The organism is Fundicoccus sp. Sow4_F4 (assembly GCF_052116145.1).
In the GTDB taxonomy this organism is placed as follows: domain Bacteria; phylum Bacillota; class Bacilli; order Lactobacillales; family Aerococcaceae; genus Fundicoccus.
Map to the genome: position 1 here is coordinate 194358 of NZ_JBQKLQ010000003.1, position 17693 is coordinate 212050.

Here is a 17693-nt window from a genome sequence, read left to right on the forward strand (position 1 = left end):
AACTCCTTTTTATTAGAATCTTAAACACTGACTAACTTTAGTATAACGGAAGTTGAAGATGTTTTCTTACAAAGGGTATCACGAAAGCGTTTGCTATTTGAATTTTATTTAGAGACTAAATGGTACGCGTGTTTGGATGATATTTAAGGTTTATTCTCGCTTTCGATTAAGTGTTATGCTACACTATTGTTCCTTAAAATGTCTTGAAAGGTGGCGATTAGTTCATGATTGAATTACAACAGATTCAGAAGAGTTTTAAAGTAGCTAAACGAGCGGCTGGTTTTTGGCAGACAAGTAGAGCCTTGTTCCAGAAAGAGTACACTCAAATTGATGCTCTCAGTGATATTACCTTCAATATCCAACCTGGCGAAATGGTAGGTTACATTGGGCCGAATGGCGCAGGTAAAAGCAGTACCATCAAGATTATGAGTGGCGTGCTTGTTCCTGATAGTGGGACTTGTGTCATCAACGGCCTAACTCCATGGAAAAATCGCAAGGAGCACGTGCGCAATATTGGCGTAGTGTTCGGCCAACGTTCACAGCTTTGGTGGGAAGTACCAGTGATTGATTCGTTTGAATTACTACGGGATATCTATGATATTGATCAAGCCGCTTACCGCCAAAAGCTTAATGAGTTGAGCGAGCGTTTAACCATTGGTGATTTGCTTACCACTCCGACGCGCCAACTGAGTCTAGGTCAGAGAATGCGTTGTGAAATTGCCGCTTCTTTGCTCCATTCTCCTTCTCTTTTATTTTTAGATGAACCTACGATTGGTCTGGATGCCCATTCCAAAATAGCTGTGCGTCAATTTATTCAAGAGCTGAACCATGAACATCAAACCACCATTATTCTAACCACCCATGACATGCAAGATATCGAAGCACTGACCGAAAGAATTCTGTTAATTGGTAAGGGACGCATTCTATTAGATGGTTCATTGAAAGATCTAAAACAGCGGCAACAAGACCACACACAGATTGTCATTGAAGCTGTGCATGGCAACTTCCAAGCCCAAGCTGGACTGACTTTACTGGAACAAACAGCCGGTCATTATTTAGTCGAAGTCGATACGCAACAACTTTCGCTAGCTAAAGCAATTGAAAGCTTAGCAAAGCAACTCGAGGTAACTTCCTTAACGGTCAAGCAGCCGACCGCTGAAGAATTAGTCGTTAACCTCTACCAGGAGTTTGAAATATGAAAGCCTATTTGAGTATCTTTCGCGTTCATTTCATTAGTGTGCTTCAGTACCGTTCGGCTGCTTTCGCTGGTATTCTCACACAATTTGCTTGGGGCTTTATGTTAGTTTTAATGTTTAAAGCATTCTACCAAAGTAATCCAAGTGCCTTTCCCATGGGCTTAAGCCAAGTAACAGACTATATCTGGCTCCAACAAGCATTTCTCAATTTATTCGCTGTCTGGATTTTCGACAACAGTATCTTTACAAGCGTGACGGATGGTCAAATTGCTTACGAACTAGTGCGACCACTCAGCCTGTATAAACATTGGTTTGCGAAGACGCTAGCTTTTCGCTCAGCACGCACACTCTTGCGCTGTTTCCCGCCTTTAATCGTGGCTCTTTTCTTACCAGAACCTTATGGTTTATCTATCAGTCAACATTTACCTTTATTTCTACTCACGATGTTATTAAGCACTTGCTTAGTCATCGCTTTTTTGATGTTAATTTATATTTCAACTTTTTATTTATTATCCTCAACCGGCATACGTACACTTGTGATGACCATCGGAGATTTCCTAACAGGCGGCATTATTCCTTTGCCTTTCCTTCCACATTCTATTCAACACGTGATAGAATTAACGCCTTTTGGTCTAATGCAAAACGTACCATTGAGAGTTTACAGTGGTGACATCAAGGAGTGGACCATTATCTTTCCACAACTATTCTGGCTCATCCTATTGATTGTATTTGGCCAGCTATTCATGAAGAACGCCTTAACACGCGTGGTTATCCAAGGAGGCTAAGCATGAAATTATATGGACGTTACTTAAAAATCCAACTCAAAAGTCAATTGCAGCATAAAGCTTCTTTCTTAATGCTCCTTTTCGGCCAGTTTCTTGCCACCTTTACTTCTTTTCTGGGCGTTTACTTTATGATGCACCGTTTTTATAAAGTGGCAGACTTTACCCTATCTGAAGTGCTGTTAAATTTTTCGATTGTCTCCTTCGCCTTTGCGACCGCTGAACTATTCGCCCGTGGCTTCGACAGTTTTGCGCAAATTATTAGCAACGGCGAATTCGATCGCATGCTTGTCAGACCTAAGAATTTGTTTATTCAAATACTCGGTTCAAGAATGGAATTTTCGCGAATCGGTCGTTTAATTCAAGCTGTTTTACTGTTTATCTGGGCCGTTACCAACAGCACTATTAACTGGACCCCAGCCAAAATATTAACCGTACTCTTCATGTGGTTCGGCGCTACTATCGTATTCGCAAGCCTGTTCTTATTGTATGCTAGCCTCTGCTTTTTTACCTTAGAGGGGTTAGAATTTATCAACATTCTAACGGATGGGGGTCGTGAATTTGGCCAGTATCCCTTCTCAATTTACGGAGAAATCGTCCTGACATTTCTGACATTCATTGTGCCATTGGCTTTAGTTCAATATTACCCATTACTGTATTTGACTGACCGTAGTAATCAGATCTATCTTATGTTTCTACCTTTAATCGCGACGTTATTTATATTTCCCGTTTATGGTTTTTGGCGTTTTGCTTTAAAACACTATCAATCAACTGGTTCTTAAATCATAAGTATCGCGGTCTTATCAAAGAAACTCGGACGAGTCCGAGGGAATCGACCAGATTAATGGCTTTTCTAGCCGATAGTCCAGGGGAATCGACTAGCAAGCGCCTATCACTTTAGAAAAACAACAAGCTGAAAGTAGTACAAGCCTTGCTAAATCAACAAAAGCCTATAATCCCTTATATAATAAAAACTTAAGCATAACCTCGACCTGCTTTGCGGCCAGTGAGATTTTCTTACTGGCTATTTTATAAGCAACTTTAAGTTTTATATTGATTTAGCTCGTTCTATTTTTTTGATGGATTTGGGCCATACAGGTTGATCCGCATATTTTTTTAGCTATGCGCCAATTGATACTGAGCGTTGGGGGAATACCGTTAGTCGATTTATCGTGATTATTTCTTAAACTTTTAATAGTATTAATATCGCGGTCATTGTTAGCATCCTTTTCTACCTCCAAGTAAAAGTAACTTTAGAGGATAAGGGGATAGCTAACAAGGCCTTTTTTGCCTGCAGAGTTATGTACAAATGTTCTGCAAACTTATGTACTTTTATTTTGCTATTAACAACTGGCTTTTCAAAAAATACTTTTTTTCTTACAAAAAATTATTTTCACCTCCATAAACTTTCATTTAATTGACACAATTAAATCCAACTAACCTCAATATTTATCATTTAATTACCAACAATTTATCACGACCTATTTTGTGTAATATTATATCACAATGTTATCGTCTCGCTAGTTAATATTGTTAAAAACGCTGTTTTTGCGTCATATTTTATGACATAGCAGGTGACCAAAAAGTTGTTTCTGAGATATTTACCCTCTATAATCTAACAAAATACAAAAAAATATTTCTATTTAATATTTAATAACGGAGGGAATAGTATGACAAATACGTGGACAAAAGAGAGTATCCTAGCAGATGCTGATGAAAAAAATGTACGTTTTATTCGATTAATGTTTACAGATATCCTTGGAACGATTAAGAATGTTGAGATTCCATTGTCTCAATTAAGCAAAGCTTTAGATAACAACATGATGTTTGACGGATCATCCATTGAAGGTTTTGTCAGAATCGAAGAAAGCGATATGTACTTGGTGCCTGATTTAGCCACTTGGCTCGTCTTCGATTGGGCGATTACAGAGAACGAAACTAGCCGAATCGCAAGGTTGATTTGCGATGTAGAAACTCCACAACGTGACATCTTCGCAGGAGATCCACGTAGTAACTTAAAACGTGTACTTGAAGAAATGACTGCGATGGGCTTCAAACAATTCTATTTAGGACCCGAAGCAGAATTTTTCTTATTCAAACTCGATGATCAAGAAAACCCAACGATGCAATTGAATGACCACGGTGGCTACTTTGACTTAGCACCGAATGACTTGGCTGAAAATTGCCGCCGAGATATTGTTCTCGAGTTAGAAGCATTAGGTTTCGAAATCGAAGCCAGTCATCATGAGGTGGCGCACGGCCAACACGAAATCGATTGGAAATATGCCGATGCGATCTCAGCTTGCGATAACATCCAAACTTTCAAATTAATCGTTAAAACAGTCGCCCGTCGACACCATTTACACGCAACCTTTATGCCCAAACCACTCTTTGGTATCAATGGTTCTGGTATGCATTTCAATCTTTCACTTTTCACCTCAGATGGCAATGCCTTTTACGACCCAACTTCAACATCTGGATTGTCAGATGTAGCCATGCACTTTATCGCCGGGCTTATGAAATATGCAACAGATTTTACTGCCGTTTGTAACCCAACTGTTAATTCTTACAAACGCTTGGTTCCAGGTTATGAAGCACCTGTCTATGTCGCGTGGAGCGAAAAGAATCGCTCGCCTTTGATTCGAATTCCTGCTGCTAGAGGAAATTCCACGCGGGTAGAATTGAGAAGTGTCGACCCATCTGCCAACCCTTATTTAGCACTGGCTGTTATCTTAAAAGCTGGTCTGCTTGGCATCAAAGAAAAATTAGCCACACCAGAACCTGTTGACCGTAACATTTATCGCATGACGGCCGAAGAACGCCAAGCTCATCATATCATCAGCCTACCCGGTTCTTTAAAAGAAGCGGTTGACAAGCTTGCTGCCTCACCAGATATGCTTGACGCATTAGGGCCACACATTGCGAGCAACTTTATCAAAGCTAAAAACCAAGAGTACAAAGACTTTGCCATGTATGTCTCACCTTGGGAAATTGAGAAATACTTCACCTGTTACTAATTCAAAATACAAAACATTAATGAGATTGATAATAATTAGTTGACGTCAATTAAATACAATGATATGCTATTAAAAATAAAAAGGAATTGTGCGAGGTGCGACTGACAAGAGTACAGATTATGTCTGGAAAGGGAAAGTCGCCGAAACGATGAATCGTTGGTTGCTAATCATAATAGGTTAGTAACTGTTCAACTTAACTGCCAGTTAAGTTTGATTGTGCAAACAATTACCCGGCAAAAGAATGTTACTCGCTCCATTCCGAGGACCACAGACTTTTGTTTGTGGTCCTATTTTTATTAAACTAATTAAGGAGTGAGACACAATGACAAATTTAATAAACAATCAAGGCATCCCCTTCACGAAAATGGAAGGCCTCGGTAATGACTATATTTACATTAACGATTTAGCAGAGAATTTATCGGATTTAGCTGACTTAGCAGTTGAAATGAGCGAAAGACATTACGGCATCGGCAGTGACGGCATCATCGTCCTTCGTCCCTCTTCCATTGCGGACTTTAAGATGCGCATGTTCAACTTAGACGGAAGTGAAGGCAAGATGTGTGGTAACGGTATCCGCTGTTTGGCCAAATTTATTTACGACCAACACCTTTGGTCCGATAAACATCTGACTATTGAAACCCTCAGTGGCGTTAAGCAAGTAGAACTTATTTTCAATCAATCAGGACAAGTGACAGGCGCTCGCGTCAATATGGGCCAACCGATTCTCGAGAATTCGCTCATCCCAGTCCAAACAAAAGAAGCCAATTGGTTACAACACCCATTCACTTTAGAAAATACTACCTACCAAGTGACCGCCGTATCAATGGGCAATCCCCATTTGGTCATTTTTCATCCCGAAATTTCGCAACTCGACCTACAATCGCTCGGCCCTAAATTCGAACATCATGAATGTTTTCCTGAACAAATTAATACTGAATTCGCAGAAATAATTCGCTCAGATGAAATTAATATGCGCGTTTGGGAGAGAGGCAGTGGCGAAACGTTAGCTTGCGGCACTGGCGCTTGTGCAGTTGCCGTTGCTAGCATCCTTAACGGTTTCACCGACAATACTGTAACTGTCAATTTACTTGGTGGTTCCTTAATTATCACTTGGGACACTTCAACATCAGGCGATGTTTATATGGAAGGCCCTGCTCGCACTCGTTTTTCCGGCTCTTATTACCCAAACACCCACTAGGAGGAGTATCATGAAACCCAATACGAATTACCAGAAAATTCCCGCAAACTATTTATTCTCAACCATCAATCAGAAAGTTGAGCAATACAAGACACAGCATCCTAACTCAGATCTTATTTCATTAGGTATCGGAGATGTGACTCAGCCGATAGTTCCCGCGGTTATTGACGCACTCCATAAAGCAGTCGATGAACAGGCAAGTAGTGAAACGTTCCAAGGTTATGGTCCTGAGGGTGGTTATGACTTCTTACGCCAATCTGTCGCACAGCATGATTTCCAAGACCGAGGCCTTGCGATTGACGCTTCAGAAATTTTCATTTCCGATGGCGCAAAAAGTGATATAGCTAATTTGCAAGAGCTGTTTGAAGTGAACAATAAAATTGCAATCGGCGACCCTGTCTATCCTGTTTATATCGACAGCAATGTCTTAGCTGGACGCTTAGGCGATTGGGATGAGCAAATCGGACAATGGAGTGACTTAACTTACTTAAGCAGTAACGAAGCCAATCAATTTATTCCTGAACTTCCTAAACAAGTTGTCGATGTCATTTACCTTTGTTATCCTAATAATCCTACCGGTATGACCTTGAGTAAACCTGAATTACAAACTTGGGTAGACTATGCTTTAGAAAACAATAGTTTAATCTTATTTGACGCAGCCTATGAAGCCTATATTCAAGAACCGAATATTCCACATTCAATCTACGAATGTGAAGGCGCGACAAAATGCGCAATTGAAGTCAGAAGTTTCTCGAAGAAAGCTGGTTTCACTGGTTTAAGGCTAGGGTATACGGTCGTCCCTCAAGAACTATCTTTCCAAGGACAATGTTTGAATAAGTTATGGTCACGTCGCCAAAGCACTAAATTCAACGGCGCGCCCTATATTATCCAGAGAGCAGGTTGGGCTTTTTACCAAGAACCTGGCAATACACAAATTAACGAACAGATCGCTTATTACATGGAAAATGCTCGTATCATTCGTGCAGGCCTAGAAGCAGTTGGCGCAACCGTATTCGGTGGTATTAATGCCCCTTATATTTGGTTAAAAACACCAAACCATCTGACGTCTTGGGAATTTTTCGACGCCTTACTCGAAGCGACTCAAGTTGTTGGAACACCCGGTAGTGGTTTCGGTCCTAGTGGCGAAGGTTATTTCAGATTAACCGCCTTTAATTCACGCGAGCGGACCATCCAAGCAGTTGAACGCATTCAACGTTTTTTCACTCAAGCATAACAGGCGAACGAATCACTTCGCTAACCTAAGCCTTTGAACTTCAAAATCAAGAACGTCAGCGAGTCGCTAGAAGCGACCACCGCATTGGATAAATTCAACGGCGAGCGAAATACAACCTCCATTAACCCCATAAGCTTATACAAAAACTGAGTGGCTAAACTTCGGTATTATACCGAGGTTTAGCCACTCAATGTTTTATTCAGTAGTTATTTTTATTATTAATTTTGATATTATTCTTCGTCAGAAGCTTCTTCATCTGTTGATTCTTCAGTTGTGTTTGAATCATCTTCAGCTGCTTCAAGGCTTAATGGGTACTCGTCGTTTTCAGTCCAAGCTGGTAAGTCAGCACCGTTTGAAACTTCAGCTAATTTATCAGCTACTGTTTCTGATTGGTATAACGCTACGATGTGTGCGTATAATTCGTTGTCAACGTCTGCGCCACGTGTCGCAATCACGTTTTTGTAGTCAGCTGCTAAACTTTCAATGTCATCATAGAAGTTTATGAAACCCTTTTCAACAACCTTCAAAAGATACATAGTGTATTGATTTTACACATTATACTTAGCGTCCTTTGAGATTTGTAAGCTTTGATACAACTGTTTTAACTCTAAATTATCTGTATGCTGCCCTTTAGCTATCTGTTCAAAAACAGTAAAAGCTTCTGTGTCCCAGTGATGCCAAGATGTGACTAATCTGCCAAAATATTTATCTTCTGTCGATCGCTCTTTAGCAGCTTCTGCAGTCTCTTCAAATAATTGCTTAGCAACGTTATTCTTATACCAACAGGCAGGCATTACTCGATAGCCTTTTTCCATAAAGTAGCCTGGCGTTGGATAACCTTGAGTACGCTCATCATAATGCCAATCAAGAATGACAATGTCTTTAGGTAATTGCTCAACGGCGTGGTAAGTGCCGAACGTATCTCCTTCCCAATTATCATAGCCAAATCGTTCTGCATCAATTAATCGATCCCCCCACATCATCATATCTAAATCATGTATTTTTACAATGTGTTGATGCATGTCTTTGACAGCTTTAATAAATAGATCCGCACGATTTTTGCCTCGACATCTTGTGCATTGGTCACTCGCAATCTCGTATACTTCATCCATTCCAATATGAATGGTTTTGGCATCAAAGGCTTCAATGATTTCATCTAACATATCATAGACGATTGGATTCACATCAGGATGCAAAGGACACCAACTCCGGCAGAAAATCTCTGGCCATTCTGCTGTTAATGGTGTTTGTGGTGTTTCATCAAACTCCGGATAAGCTGTTAGTAAAGCACTGCGACTGCCTCCCCATCCTTGGTGACCTAAACATTGCATCAAAGGTACAATCTCCATTTGATGCTTACGAGCAAAATTAGTTAACTCCCTGGCATCTTCTTCTGTTAAAGCATGGCTTCCGGTCTTCAATTCGGGATGTTTGGTAAAAACAAAGGATTTGTCTAATTCTAAAATTAAATGAGATACGGCCTGAGTTGCTAGAACTTGACTGATTAATTGCTTGAGTTCAGGTATCAAACGACGATCTCCAAAGCGTAAATGAAAAGCAATGACTTGTGTTTGTGACATTAGAAAACTCCTCTCAAATTAAATGATTTATTCTGTCTATTAATAGAACCTGACTTTAAATTAACACCAACAGAGAGCGCATACAATAGGTTTAATTTAGCAGTCTATGTTAAATTTGATTGAAGGCATAATGTTAGTAATCGCTTTCTTTTTATGTTATATTGAAAAAAACTTTGAAAGAGGTGACATGGATGCCAACTGAAAATCCAGAAAGACCCGTTTCAGGTGTTGAAGGCTTGGCTAATTTAGCAGGAGCGCGAGCGGTTGCGAGAACTCACAAGGAAAATAGTGATAACACACTCTTACCTGAAACAGATGTAAACCGTAGCGAGGAAGAAAAGAACGCAGATGTCGTACCAGAAGATTTTGAATCATTCAATTTAGATGCAGTAGATAATTTAAAAGAGTCTAACCGCGAAGAGTCGCCTGAATGACACTAGACACCTTTATTAACATGACATAGATTTTTTTAAAAGCAGGCCGGGCTGATGCTCGTTCTGCTTTTTGTTTGGTTTGATTATATATATTATTATTGTATTTTAATCTTCTCTTAATTTTATAGGTGTGTTACGATAGCTATAATTATTTGGCTGGAGGGTTATAATGGAGAAATTTAAACTTATTATTGCGATGTTAATTGTAGGATCTATCGGCATTTTCGTTCATTATATGCCAATCTCTTCTGCTCTAATTGCAGCAGCAAGAGCTGTCATTGGAACTTTGTTCTTATTATTCGTTATATTGATTCAAAGAAAAACGATTAACTGGCCTAAAGTTCGAGAAAACGGCCGATACTTGGTAATTTCAGGGGCTGCTATCGGTTTTAACTGGATTTTCCTATTTGAAGCCTATCAATACACTAGTGTTGCGATCGCTACTTTATGTTATTATATGGCACCCGCTTTTGTAGTCATATTAGCACCTTTGGTATTGAAAGAGAAAATTACGCGTTTTAACTTAATCTGTACAGGCTTTGCAATGTTTGGGGCAGTTTTAATTTCTGGTGTCTTATCTGGAGGAGAAAGTAATCTTCTTGGAGTAGGTTATGGACTAGCTGCCGCTGTTTTATATGCGAGTATTATCATTCTTAACAAGAAAACAAAAGGTTTATCAGGACTTGAGTTAACATTCTTCCAACTACTCGTTGCTGCTTGCGTAATGGTGCCGTATATTTTACTTACGGAAGATATTAGTGCTGTCAATTGGACACCACAAATCATCGGTTTACTGTTATTTGTTGGAACGATTCACACTGGCTTAGTTTATCAATTATTCTTTTCTGCTATGAATAAACTGCCTACTCAAACGTCGTCAATCTTAAGTTACATTGACCCGATCACAGCGATTTTCCTGTCTGCAATCATCCTAAAACAAGGTCTAACACTCGTTCAGGTCTTAGGAACGATTTTAATACTAGGTTCAGCCTTGAGTAATGAACTCTTTGCTAATCGGCTAAGTAAACGTCGAAACACAAGGCCTAAATCAGAAGTCTTTAGCTAAACAAAAAAAAGTTGAAGCTGACCTAGGTCAACTTCAACTTTTTACTTTTATGCCGGCTAAAGGACTTGAACCCTCGACCCTCTGATTACAAATCAGATGCTCTACCAACTGAGCTAAGCCGGCATTATTGCTTTTTCAAACTAAAATATATGATACATTAGTTAGTAAGAAAAAGCAATATCAATTTATTATTAAAATACCTCAAAGACTTCTTTTTCTTGATTATAAATCGAAATCTCTCCGGTCCCAATATTGTAATGCCAACCATTTAATGTGAGTTGACCATCGGCCACGCGTTCACGAATATTATCGAAGGTTAACAAGTTAGATAATTGTTGAATAACATTCACTTTCTCTAAATGAGTCGCTTGTTCTTCAAAACTTTCTCCGGCCATCTCATCCGCTATTTGATCTCTTAATGCATTAATCTGAGAAATCCAAATATCCGTATAAGGAAGTTTATCAATATTACTTGGAGGATTAATACTGGCCGCACAACCGCCGCAATTTGAATGCCCACAAACAATGATGTTTTTTACATTTAGTACTTCTACTGCATACTCAACCGAAGAAGTTGTTGAAGCATATTTCACACTTTGTCCCGCTGGGGGAACAATATTTGCAATATTGCGAATGTGGAAAACCTCGCCTGGATAAGCTTGTAATAAGCGTTCCGGACTTACCCTTGAATCAGAACATCCAATAAATAAAGTGTGGGGCGTTTGTGTCTGACTTAATGTTTCATAAAGCTTTTGATTACGTACATAATCCTTCGCTTTAAATTGCTTCAGTGCTTCGTAAATATCGCGCATTTGAACGCCTCCTGGCATATTGTGTAAAAATTAAAAACGTTTGTTAGCTGCAATTCACTCAACAAACGTCTTTATTTTTTATTAAGTTATAAAAGGAAGTACTTTTATCTTATCAAATAAATTTAATTCAATAAAATAATGTTACACCTCAAAATTATGAATATCAAGCCAGAGCGATTACTTAAAACAATTATTAATGTTTAGTCTTGATGCTTCTCGATAAAAGCATGACGTCCTGATCCGCGTGAATAACGTTCATAATGAATGGGATCTTTTTTATAAAAGTCTTGATGATAGTCTTCTGCATCATAGAATTCTGTTGCTGCTGTAATCGGCACAACAACCGGACGGTCAAAACGACCCCTTTGATCAAGGGCTGTTTTAGATGCTTCTGCTACTTCTTTTTGCTCAAGACTTGTGTAAAAGATTTCTGGACGATACGATGAGCCACGATCAACGAATTGACCCTCTGCATCAGTAGGATCCATAATTTGCCAGTATATATCTAAAATCTCTTCATATGAAATGATTGATGGATCGTAGGTTATTTTGACTGCTTCAGTATGTCCTGTCCTTCCCGTACATACATCCTTATAGGTTGGATTCGGTAGATGTCCACCTGTATAGCCTGAAATGACAGATTCTACGCCATCCCATTGATCAAATGGTTTGACCATACACCAGAAACAGCCTCCAGCTAAAATCGCAATTTCTTTCTTACACATTGTATAACATCCTTTCTGTCTATCGTTTACTCATCCTAACAGATTTAATTAAAAATGTCCGTGAAGAAGCGTCGGGTACTGTCCCAACCATTGCCTACTGATTCAGTAATAATCTGCCAAGTTTGTGAATACCAAGGAGCTACTTCAATTGTTTCAGCAATTTCAACCGGTACGCCGCCGGTATCGTAAGCGGCACTTGTTCTTAAATAACGAATTGCTTGGTCTGTAATATTAATAGAAACGTAGCCAATGACAGTTCCAGCTTCTAGCGGTGCTGTCAATTCGCCTATTTGATTAATCTGATCATTAGGAATAAATTCGTATTCCAATCGAGGGGCTGTATCAATTACTGGCACCACTAAATTTAAATTCTCGCCGTAGCGCATCGGAGCGGGACTGATTTTACCATTCGACACTTTTATTTGCGAAACTTGTGTTGCTTCATCGCCTTGCTTAATAATTTCCTCTGTCATATAAGCTGAAAAAACATAATCAAATAGTTTTTTCGTTTCATGATAACGCGATTCTGTGCCTTGTGCCCCTAATACAATACTAATAATACGCATGTCATTACGAATAATCGTGGAAACAAAACTTCCACCGTCTTTAGCTGAATAACCTGTCAATAAGCCATCAACGCCTTCAAATTCAAACGTTCTACCTGGTAACATCAAGTTGTAATTTGTCATTTCAAATTCATCTGAGGTGCCATATTTAAATAGTTTTCGATTAATTTGGGTATGTTTTAAAATTTCAGGATGATCTTTGAGAAGATGGTAGGAGATAATCGCAACTGCCTCAGCTGATAGCATGTTTTGGGGACCTTTATCAATGGTCTCAGCATCGGTTGGATCATAAGCTCCATTCAAACCTGTCGCATTAATAATTGAGGCATTCATTATTCCCCAATTCTCCAAGTAAGTATTCATCTGTTTAACAAAGTCAGATTCAGATCCTGACACCAACTCTGCCAATGCAATTGTTGATCCGTTAGATAGGGAAATCATAACAGATTCAATTAGCTCTTCGACCGTGTATAACTCATCTTGTCTTAAAGGGACGTTAGAAACATCGTAGTCCTGACTAACAGCATAAGCATAGTCAGAGATAGGCACTTGGTAATCTAAGTCGATTTCACCCTTTTCAACCGCTTGCAAAACGATGTAAATCGTCAATAATTTACTGATAGAGGCCACTTCAACGGCTTCTTCTGAATTTTGTTCAAATAAAATTTGACCATTGGTTGCGTCAATCACCATCGCGGATTGAGCGCTCGTTTCTGGAATCGCTTGGTTTATGGCTGCCAGACTTGTTTTTGGACTGACAAAGACGGTTTGCAAAATCAAGACGATAAGCAAACCGCTAAAAAATTGTTTCAATTGTTTATTTATTTTCATTCGCGTCACCTAAATTATATGTTTGCAGCATTTCAATTCGGAAAACTAATTCATCTGCATCTATTAAAGCATACACTTGACCGCCGTGTAATTCAACAATATTCTTTACGATTGATAAACCTAAACCACTACCTGGTTCATCCGAGTGGCGCGATTGATCCGTTCGATAGGTTCGATTAAAAATTTGCTTCAAATCCTTTTCAGGAATGAGTGCTCCATTGTTTCTCACTTCGTACACAATTGTCTTCGGACTCTGCGGATGATTTTTTAAATAAAAAGCATTTATTTTAATCACTGTTGCCCCATAACCATACTTTAATGCATTTACCATCAAGTTATTAAAAACTCGGGCCATCTTCTCAACATCAAAATCACCTGTTAAGGTTTCTGGCTGCACACTGACTTCAATCGCCACACCTTTTTCTTCAGCAGATAATTCAAAATCGGCTGCCAACTGCTCCATAAATAACTTTAATTGGATTTTACTTGGTTGAAGAACGTAGGTTGTTTGTCTAGAAGACGCATAATCAAATAACTCAGCCACCAAGGTTTGCATATGTAAGGCTTTAGTATACGCCGTATGCGTATAGTCTAAAATTTCTTCGACACTATGATACTGTTTATTCTCAATTAAACCTAAGTAACCAATGATGGACGTCAATGGCGTACGAATATCGTGACCAACGTTCGTAATCAACTCATCTTTCGTCTTCTCAATCCGTCTTTCTTCTTCCATCGCTTCAACTGTACTGTCGACAAGTTTATTAATACTCGTCACTACCGAACTCAAATTACCTAAGTTTGTATCTGGAATACGGTAATCATAATGACCATCTGTAATATATTCGAGTTGCTTAAATACATGTCCGAGATGAACAATTCGCAAACGACGCTTAATGCGCCACCATACTAATAAAGCCGAAATGACGATCAACAAGACGCTGAATAGGTAAAACATATTTAACAATCGATTTTCCGTCAACATAAATTGAACACGTAATGTTTTTAGCTCCAAGAAATCGAGTTCCCAATCGATAATAGCTGAGAATAGCAAAATAACACTCAAATAGAAAAAGAATACTATCCAGAGTGTTACGATTGCTTCTAGTACTAATTCGAATTTTTCACTACGTGATAATCTAGTCTCAGGGATCGCTGGACTTTGACTCGCTTTAGCCTTCAATTTTGTAACCTACGCCCCAAACGGTTTGAATGACTTTTTCGCCACCCGTTGCCGATTCGATTTTATCGCGTAAGTGACTCACATGAACCATTACAGTTTTTGCACTTACAATACTTTCCTGATTCCAAACAGCTTCAAAAATCTCTTCCGCACTAAACACACGATTCGGATGACTCGCTAATAAATAGAGAATCCCAAACTCTAAGGCTGTTAATTGAATCGCCTTACCCGTGATTGTTTTGACCTCATGAGACTCTTTCTTAATAATCAGCGGACCAGCTTCCACTGTATCAGGCTCTTCAGTTTCAGTATATTTATGCTGACGACGCAGTAAAGATTTTACACGCGCAATCACTTCTAAAGGATTAAAGGGTTTCGTTACATAATCATCGGCACCAGAAATTAAGCCTTGAATTTTGTCATTATCAGAAGATTTAGCACTCAGAATAATGACTGGGATACTATGATTGGCTTCACGAAGCTTCTCAACTACCTCAATTCCATTAATCTTAGGCATCATCACATCAAGAATCACTAATTCAATTTCTTCATCGTTCTTAATATAATTTAACGCTTGCTGGCCATTATAAGCTTTCACTACATCATAGCCTTCATTTTTTAAATAAATATTAAGTAATTCAACAATTTCGCGATCGTCATCTACAATTAAAACTCGCATTATACTCAACTCCTTCTCTATCAATCTTTCATGTAAATACTCTCTCTTTTATTATACCCTATTTTAGCACGATTAACATTTTAACGCTTTCTTTATCAAAGATTACATCAAAGTTTCACACTTTCATCACATGTTAAACATTATGCTGTTTAACTACAAATATTCGTCAAATCGGAATAATTTCACATCAGGCCAAATATGACTTATAATTGCTATGCACACAAAGAAAGGGGTTTCACTATGACTAAAAAATCAATTCCTGCGATTATTCATTTAATCGCACACTTGGTTATTTTCACTTGGCAGTTTTTCCAACAAAGTCAAGTAACTGGAAGCGCACTAGCTTTCGAAACTCAAATTTACTTATGGGGCGCTTTTTTTATACGAACCCTGTTAATGACCTTTGCGGTTCAAATCGCTATTTTTACCGTCTTATATCTCTTTGGACGTTTGCGAACAAGACATCCTGCCGAACGAAAAGAGGACCGTGACCAACTGCTTGTATTGCGTTCCTTAAGAAACTGCTCGATCACCTTTGCGTCGGGCTTCTTTTTAGCTATGCTTTTATTGATGTTGAATTTTTCAATCGGGAGCATATTCCAAGTATTAGCCTTTAGTTATGCTTTAGCTGGCATCTTCTTCTATGCTTCGCAAATTTTTTATCATGAAAATAACGCTTAGAGAAACTCAATTAAACACCTAAGCAAAAACAACATGTCTTCGATGAATTGATCGAAAACATGCTGTTTATTTAGTGACTATTATTATCTTGAATAGTTAGGCGCTTCTTTGGTTATGTTTACATCATGCGGATGTGACTCAATCAAGCCAGCACCACTCATACGGATAAATTGTGCTTCATCGCGTAATGCTTTCAAGTCAGCTGAACCTGTATAACCCATACCTGAACGAATACCACCAACCATTTGGAAAATAATATCTGTGACGCTTCCTTTGTATGGAACGCGCCCTTCAATACCTTCTGGTACCATTTTCTTCGCTTCGTTTTTAGATTGAAAGTAGCGATCGCTAGAACCAGCTTCCATCGCTGCTAAACTTCCCATCCCGCGATAAGATTTAAAACGACGGCCTTGATAAATTTCAAAATCACCAGGAGACTCGTCTGTTCCTGCTAACATACTCCCTAGCATAGCGGCGTGCCCCCCTGCTGCTAAAGCCTTCACGATATCACCAGAATACTTAATCCCACCATCCGCAATAATCGTCTTGCCATATTCCTTGGCTGCTGATGCACATTCATAAATTGCAGTTAATTGTGGCACACCAACACCTGCAACTACACGGGTTGTACAGATTGATCCAGGACCAATCCCCACTTTTACCACATCAACACCCACTTCAAATAATTCACGTGTCGCTTGCGCTGTGGCAACGTTCCCTGCGATAATCGTTACATCTGGATAAGTTTCGCGAATTTCTTTGATTTTACGAATTACACCTGCACTATGACCGTGAGCAGTATCCACAACAATCGCATCTACTTGCTCTTGAATTAAAGCCTCCGCACGTTCGAAAGTATCGGATGTTACACCAATCGCTGCAGCAACCAATAAACGACCGTGTTCATCTTTAGCTGAATGAGGGAATTGAATGACCTTTTCAATATCTTTAATCGTAATTAAACCTGATAATCTACCCTCTGTGTCAACAATTGGCAATTTCTCGATTCGATGACGGTGTAAAATTTCTTTCGCTTCTTCTAAAGAGGTTCCAATTGGTGCAGTTACTAAGTTATCTTGAGTCATCACTTCTTCAATTGGCGAAGTAAAGTTTGTGACAAATCGCATATCACGGTTAGTAATAATACCTACTAATAATTTATCTTCAAAACTTTTCACGATTGGCACTCCACTAATACGATAGCGTGACATCAATTCTTCTGCATCATGAACCGTGTGATTAGGCGTTAAATAGAAAGGATCAAGAATAACACCATTTTCTGAACGTTTTACTTTTTTTACTTCATGCGCTTGTTGTTCAATTGACATGTTTTTGTGAATAACACCTAAACCACCTTGTCTAGCCATCGCAATCGCCATATCAGCATCAGTGACCGTATCCATACTTGCACTAATAATTGGAATATTTAACCTTAAGTTGGGAGATAGTTCTACTGAAAGATCTACATCATTTGGCAACACTTCACTTTTCGCTGGCACTAATAATACATCATCAAATGTGTAACCTTCTCGAACAAACTTTGTTTCCCATGCAGTCATTTGCACGCCTCCTAATTTTTTTTGAATATATTTTTACTAAGTTATCATTTTACCGACCGACATGCAAGTAAAATATGAACATTATAAATCCCTCATCAAACTCTTGGCTTTAGCAATCATCGACACAACGATGTTCGTCACACAAATTAA

At 38.9% G+C, this 17693-nt stretch carries 17 protein-coding genes, 1 tRNA gene and 1 riboswitch; of the genes, 9 read left to right on the forward strand and 9 right to left on the reverse strand.

Annotated elements, in window-relative coordinates:
• The first annotated feature begins 224 nt into the window (after positions 1 to 224).
• The 6 genes from ACTQ5J_RS06480 (at position 225) to ACTQ5J_RS06505 (ending at position 7427) form a co-directional block, all read left to right on the forward strand.
• Positions 225 to 1199 carry an ABC transporter ATP-binding protein gene (locus ACTQ5J_RS06480; RefSeq protein ID WP_441751623.1) on the forward strand — a complete coding sequence of 325 codons (975 nt, stop codon included), beginning with the start codon at positions 225 to 227 and terminating at the stop codon, positions 1197 to 1199.
• Entirely contained in the window at positions 1196 to 1981 is a 786-nt protein-coding gene (locus ACTQ5J_RS06485) for an ABC transporter permease (protein WP_441751625.1), read from the forward strand. Before ACTQ5J_RS06480 ends, ACTQ5J_RS06485 begins: the two co-directional genes overlap by 4 nt.
• A gap of 2 nt (positions 1982 to 1983) precedes the next feature.
• Positions 1984 to 2760, forward strand: a complete 777-nt coding sequence (locus ACTQ5J_RS06490) for an ABC transporter permease (RefSeq protein ID WP_441751627.1) — start codon at positions 1984 to 1986, stop codon at positions 2758 to 2760.
• Between the two features lie 888 nt (positions 2761 to 3648).
• On the forward strand, positions 3649 to 4995 hold the full coding sequence (gene glnA, locus ACTQ5J_RS06495; protein WP_441751629.1) for a type I glutamate--ammonia ligase: 1347 nt from the start codon (positions 3649 to 3651) through the stop codon (positions 4993 to 4995).
• Positions 4996 to 5077: 82 nt separating this feature from the next.
• Positions 5078 to 5223: riboswitch (Lysine riboswitch) on the forward strand.
• Between the two features lie 94 nt (positions 5224 to 5317).
• Positions 5318 to 6193, forward strand: coding sequence for a diaminopimelate epimerase (dapF, locus tag ACTQ5J_RS06500; protein ID WP_441751631.1), 876 nt, complete (start codon positions 5318 to 5320; stop codon positions 6191 to 6193).
• A gap of 10 nt (positions 6194 to 6203) precedes the next feature.
• Positions 6204 to 7427: an LL-diaminopimelate aminotransferase gene (locus ACTQ5J_RS06505; protein WP_441751633.1), complete on the forward strand. Its 1224-nt coding sequence runs from the start codon at positions 6204 to 6206 to the stop codon at positions 7425 to 7427.
• A 230-nt stretch (positions 7428 to 7657) separates the two neighbouring features.
• On the opposite strand, the gene ACTQ5J_RS06510 is transcribed toward ACTQ5J_RS06505, so the two are convergent.
• Both ACTQ5J_RS06510 and ACTQ5J_RS06515 read right to left on the reverse strand, forming a co-directional pair.
• Positions 7658 to 7963, reverse strand: coding sequence for a MetQ/NlpA family ABC transporter substrate-binding protein (locus ACTQ5J_RS06510; protein WP_441751635.1), 306 nt, complete (start codon positions 7961 to 7963; stop codon positions 7658 to 7660).
• Between the two features lie 12 nt (positions 7964 to 7975).
• On the reverse strand, positions 7976 to 9007 hold the full coding sequence (locus ACTQ5J_RS06515; RefSeq protein WP_441751637.1) for a family 20 glycosylhydrolase: 1032 nt from the start codon (positions 9005 to 9007) through the stop codon (positions 7976 to 7978).
• 191 nt (positions 9008 to 9198) lie between these two features.
• Between ACTQ5J_RS06515 and ACTQ5J_RS06520 the strand changes: the two genes are divergently transcribed.
• Both ACTQ5J_RS06520 and ACTQ5J_RS06525 read left to right on the forward strand, forming a co-directional pair.
• A complete protein-coding gene (locus ACTQ5J_RS06520) occupies positions 9199 to 9441 on the forward strand; it encodes a hypothetical protein (protein WP_441751639.1) in 243 nt (80 codons plus the stop codon).
• 169 nt (positions 9442 to 9610) lie between these two features.
• Positions 9611 to 10507: a DMT family transporter gene (locus ACTQ5J_RS06525; protein ID WP_441751641.1), complete on the forward strand. Its 897-nt coding sequence runs from the start codon at positions 9611 to 9613 to the stop codon at positions 10505 to 10507.
• A 50-nt stretch (positions 10508 to 10557) separates the two neighbouring features.
• Here the strand turns inward: ACTQ5J_RS06525 and ACTQ5J_RS06530 are convergent.
• The 6 genes from ACTQ5J_RS06530 to ACTQ5J_RS06555 all read right to left on the reverse strand — a co-directional run bounded on the left by ACTQ5J_RS06530 (position 10558) and on the right by ACTQ5J_RS06555 (position 15303).
• Positions 10558 to 10630, reverse strand: a tRNA-Thr gene (locus tag ACTQ5J_RS06530).
• A gap of 68 nt (positions 10631 to 10698) precedes the next feature.
• Positions 10699 to 11319 (reverse strand): carbonic anhydrase, encoded by a 621-nt coding sequence (locus ACTQ5J_RS06535; RefSeq protein WP_441751643.1) that lies wholly within the window; start codon positions 11317 to 11319, stop codon positions 10699 to 10701.
• A gap of 200 nt (positions 11320 to 11519) precedes the next feature.
• Complete coding sequence (msrA, locus tag ACTQ5J_RS06540) at positions 11520 to 12044, reverse strand: peptide-methionine (S)-S-oxide reductase MsrA (protein WP_441751645.1); 525 nt, start codon at positions 12042 to 12044, stop codon at positions 11520 to 11522.
• 44 nt (positions 12045 to 12088) lie between these two features.
• Positions 12089 to 13441, reverse strand: a complete 1353-nt coding sequence (locus ACTQ5J_RS06545) for a serine hydrolase (protein WP_441751647.1) — start codon at positions 13439 to 13441, stop codon at positions 12089 to 12091.
• Positions 13428 to 14624 carry a sensor histidine kinase gene (locus ACTQ5J_RS06550; protein ID WP_441751649.1) on the reverse strand — a complete coding sequence of 399 codons (1197 nt, stop codon included), beginning with the start codon at positions 14622 to 14624 and terminating at the stop codon, positions 13428 to 13430. The genes ACTQ5J_RS06545 and ACTQ5J_RS06550 overlap by 14 nt, the downstream gene beginning before the upstream one ends.
• A complete protein-coding gene (locus ACTQ5J_RS06555; RefSeq protein ID WP_441751651.1) occupies positions 14614 to 15303 on the reverse strand; it encodes a response regulator transcription factor in 690 nt (229 codons plus the stop codon). Before ACTQ5J_RS06555 ends, ACTQ5J_RS06550 begins: the two co-directional genes overlap by 11 nt.
• 240 nt (positions 15304 to 15543) lie before the next feature.
• On the opposite strand from ACTQ5J_RS06555, the gene ACTQ5J_RS06560 reads away from it, so the two are divergent.
• Positions 15544 to 15984 (forward strand): hypothetical protein, encoded by a 441-nt coding sequence (locus ACTQ5J_RS06560; RefSeq protein ID WP_441751653.1) that lies wholly within the window; start codon positions 15544 to 15546, stop codon positions 15982 to 15984.
• Between the two features lie 83 nt (positions 15985 to 16067).
• Here ACTQ5J_RS06560 and guaB read toward each other — a convergent pair whose 3' ends face one another.
• Positions 16068 to 17543, reverse strand: coding sequence for an IMP dehydrogenase (gene guaB / locus ACTQ5J_RS06565; protein WP_441751655.1), 1476 nt, complete (start codon positions 17541 to 17543; stop codon positions 16068 to 16070).
• Positions 17544 to 17693 lie beyond the last annotated feature (150 nt).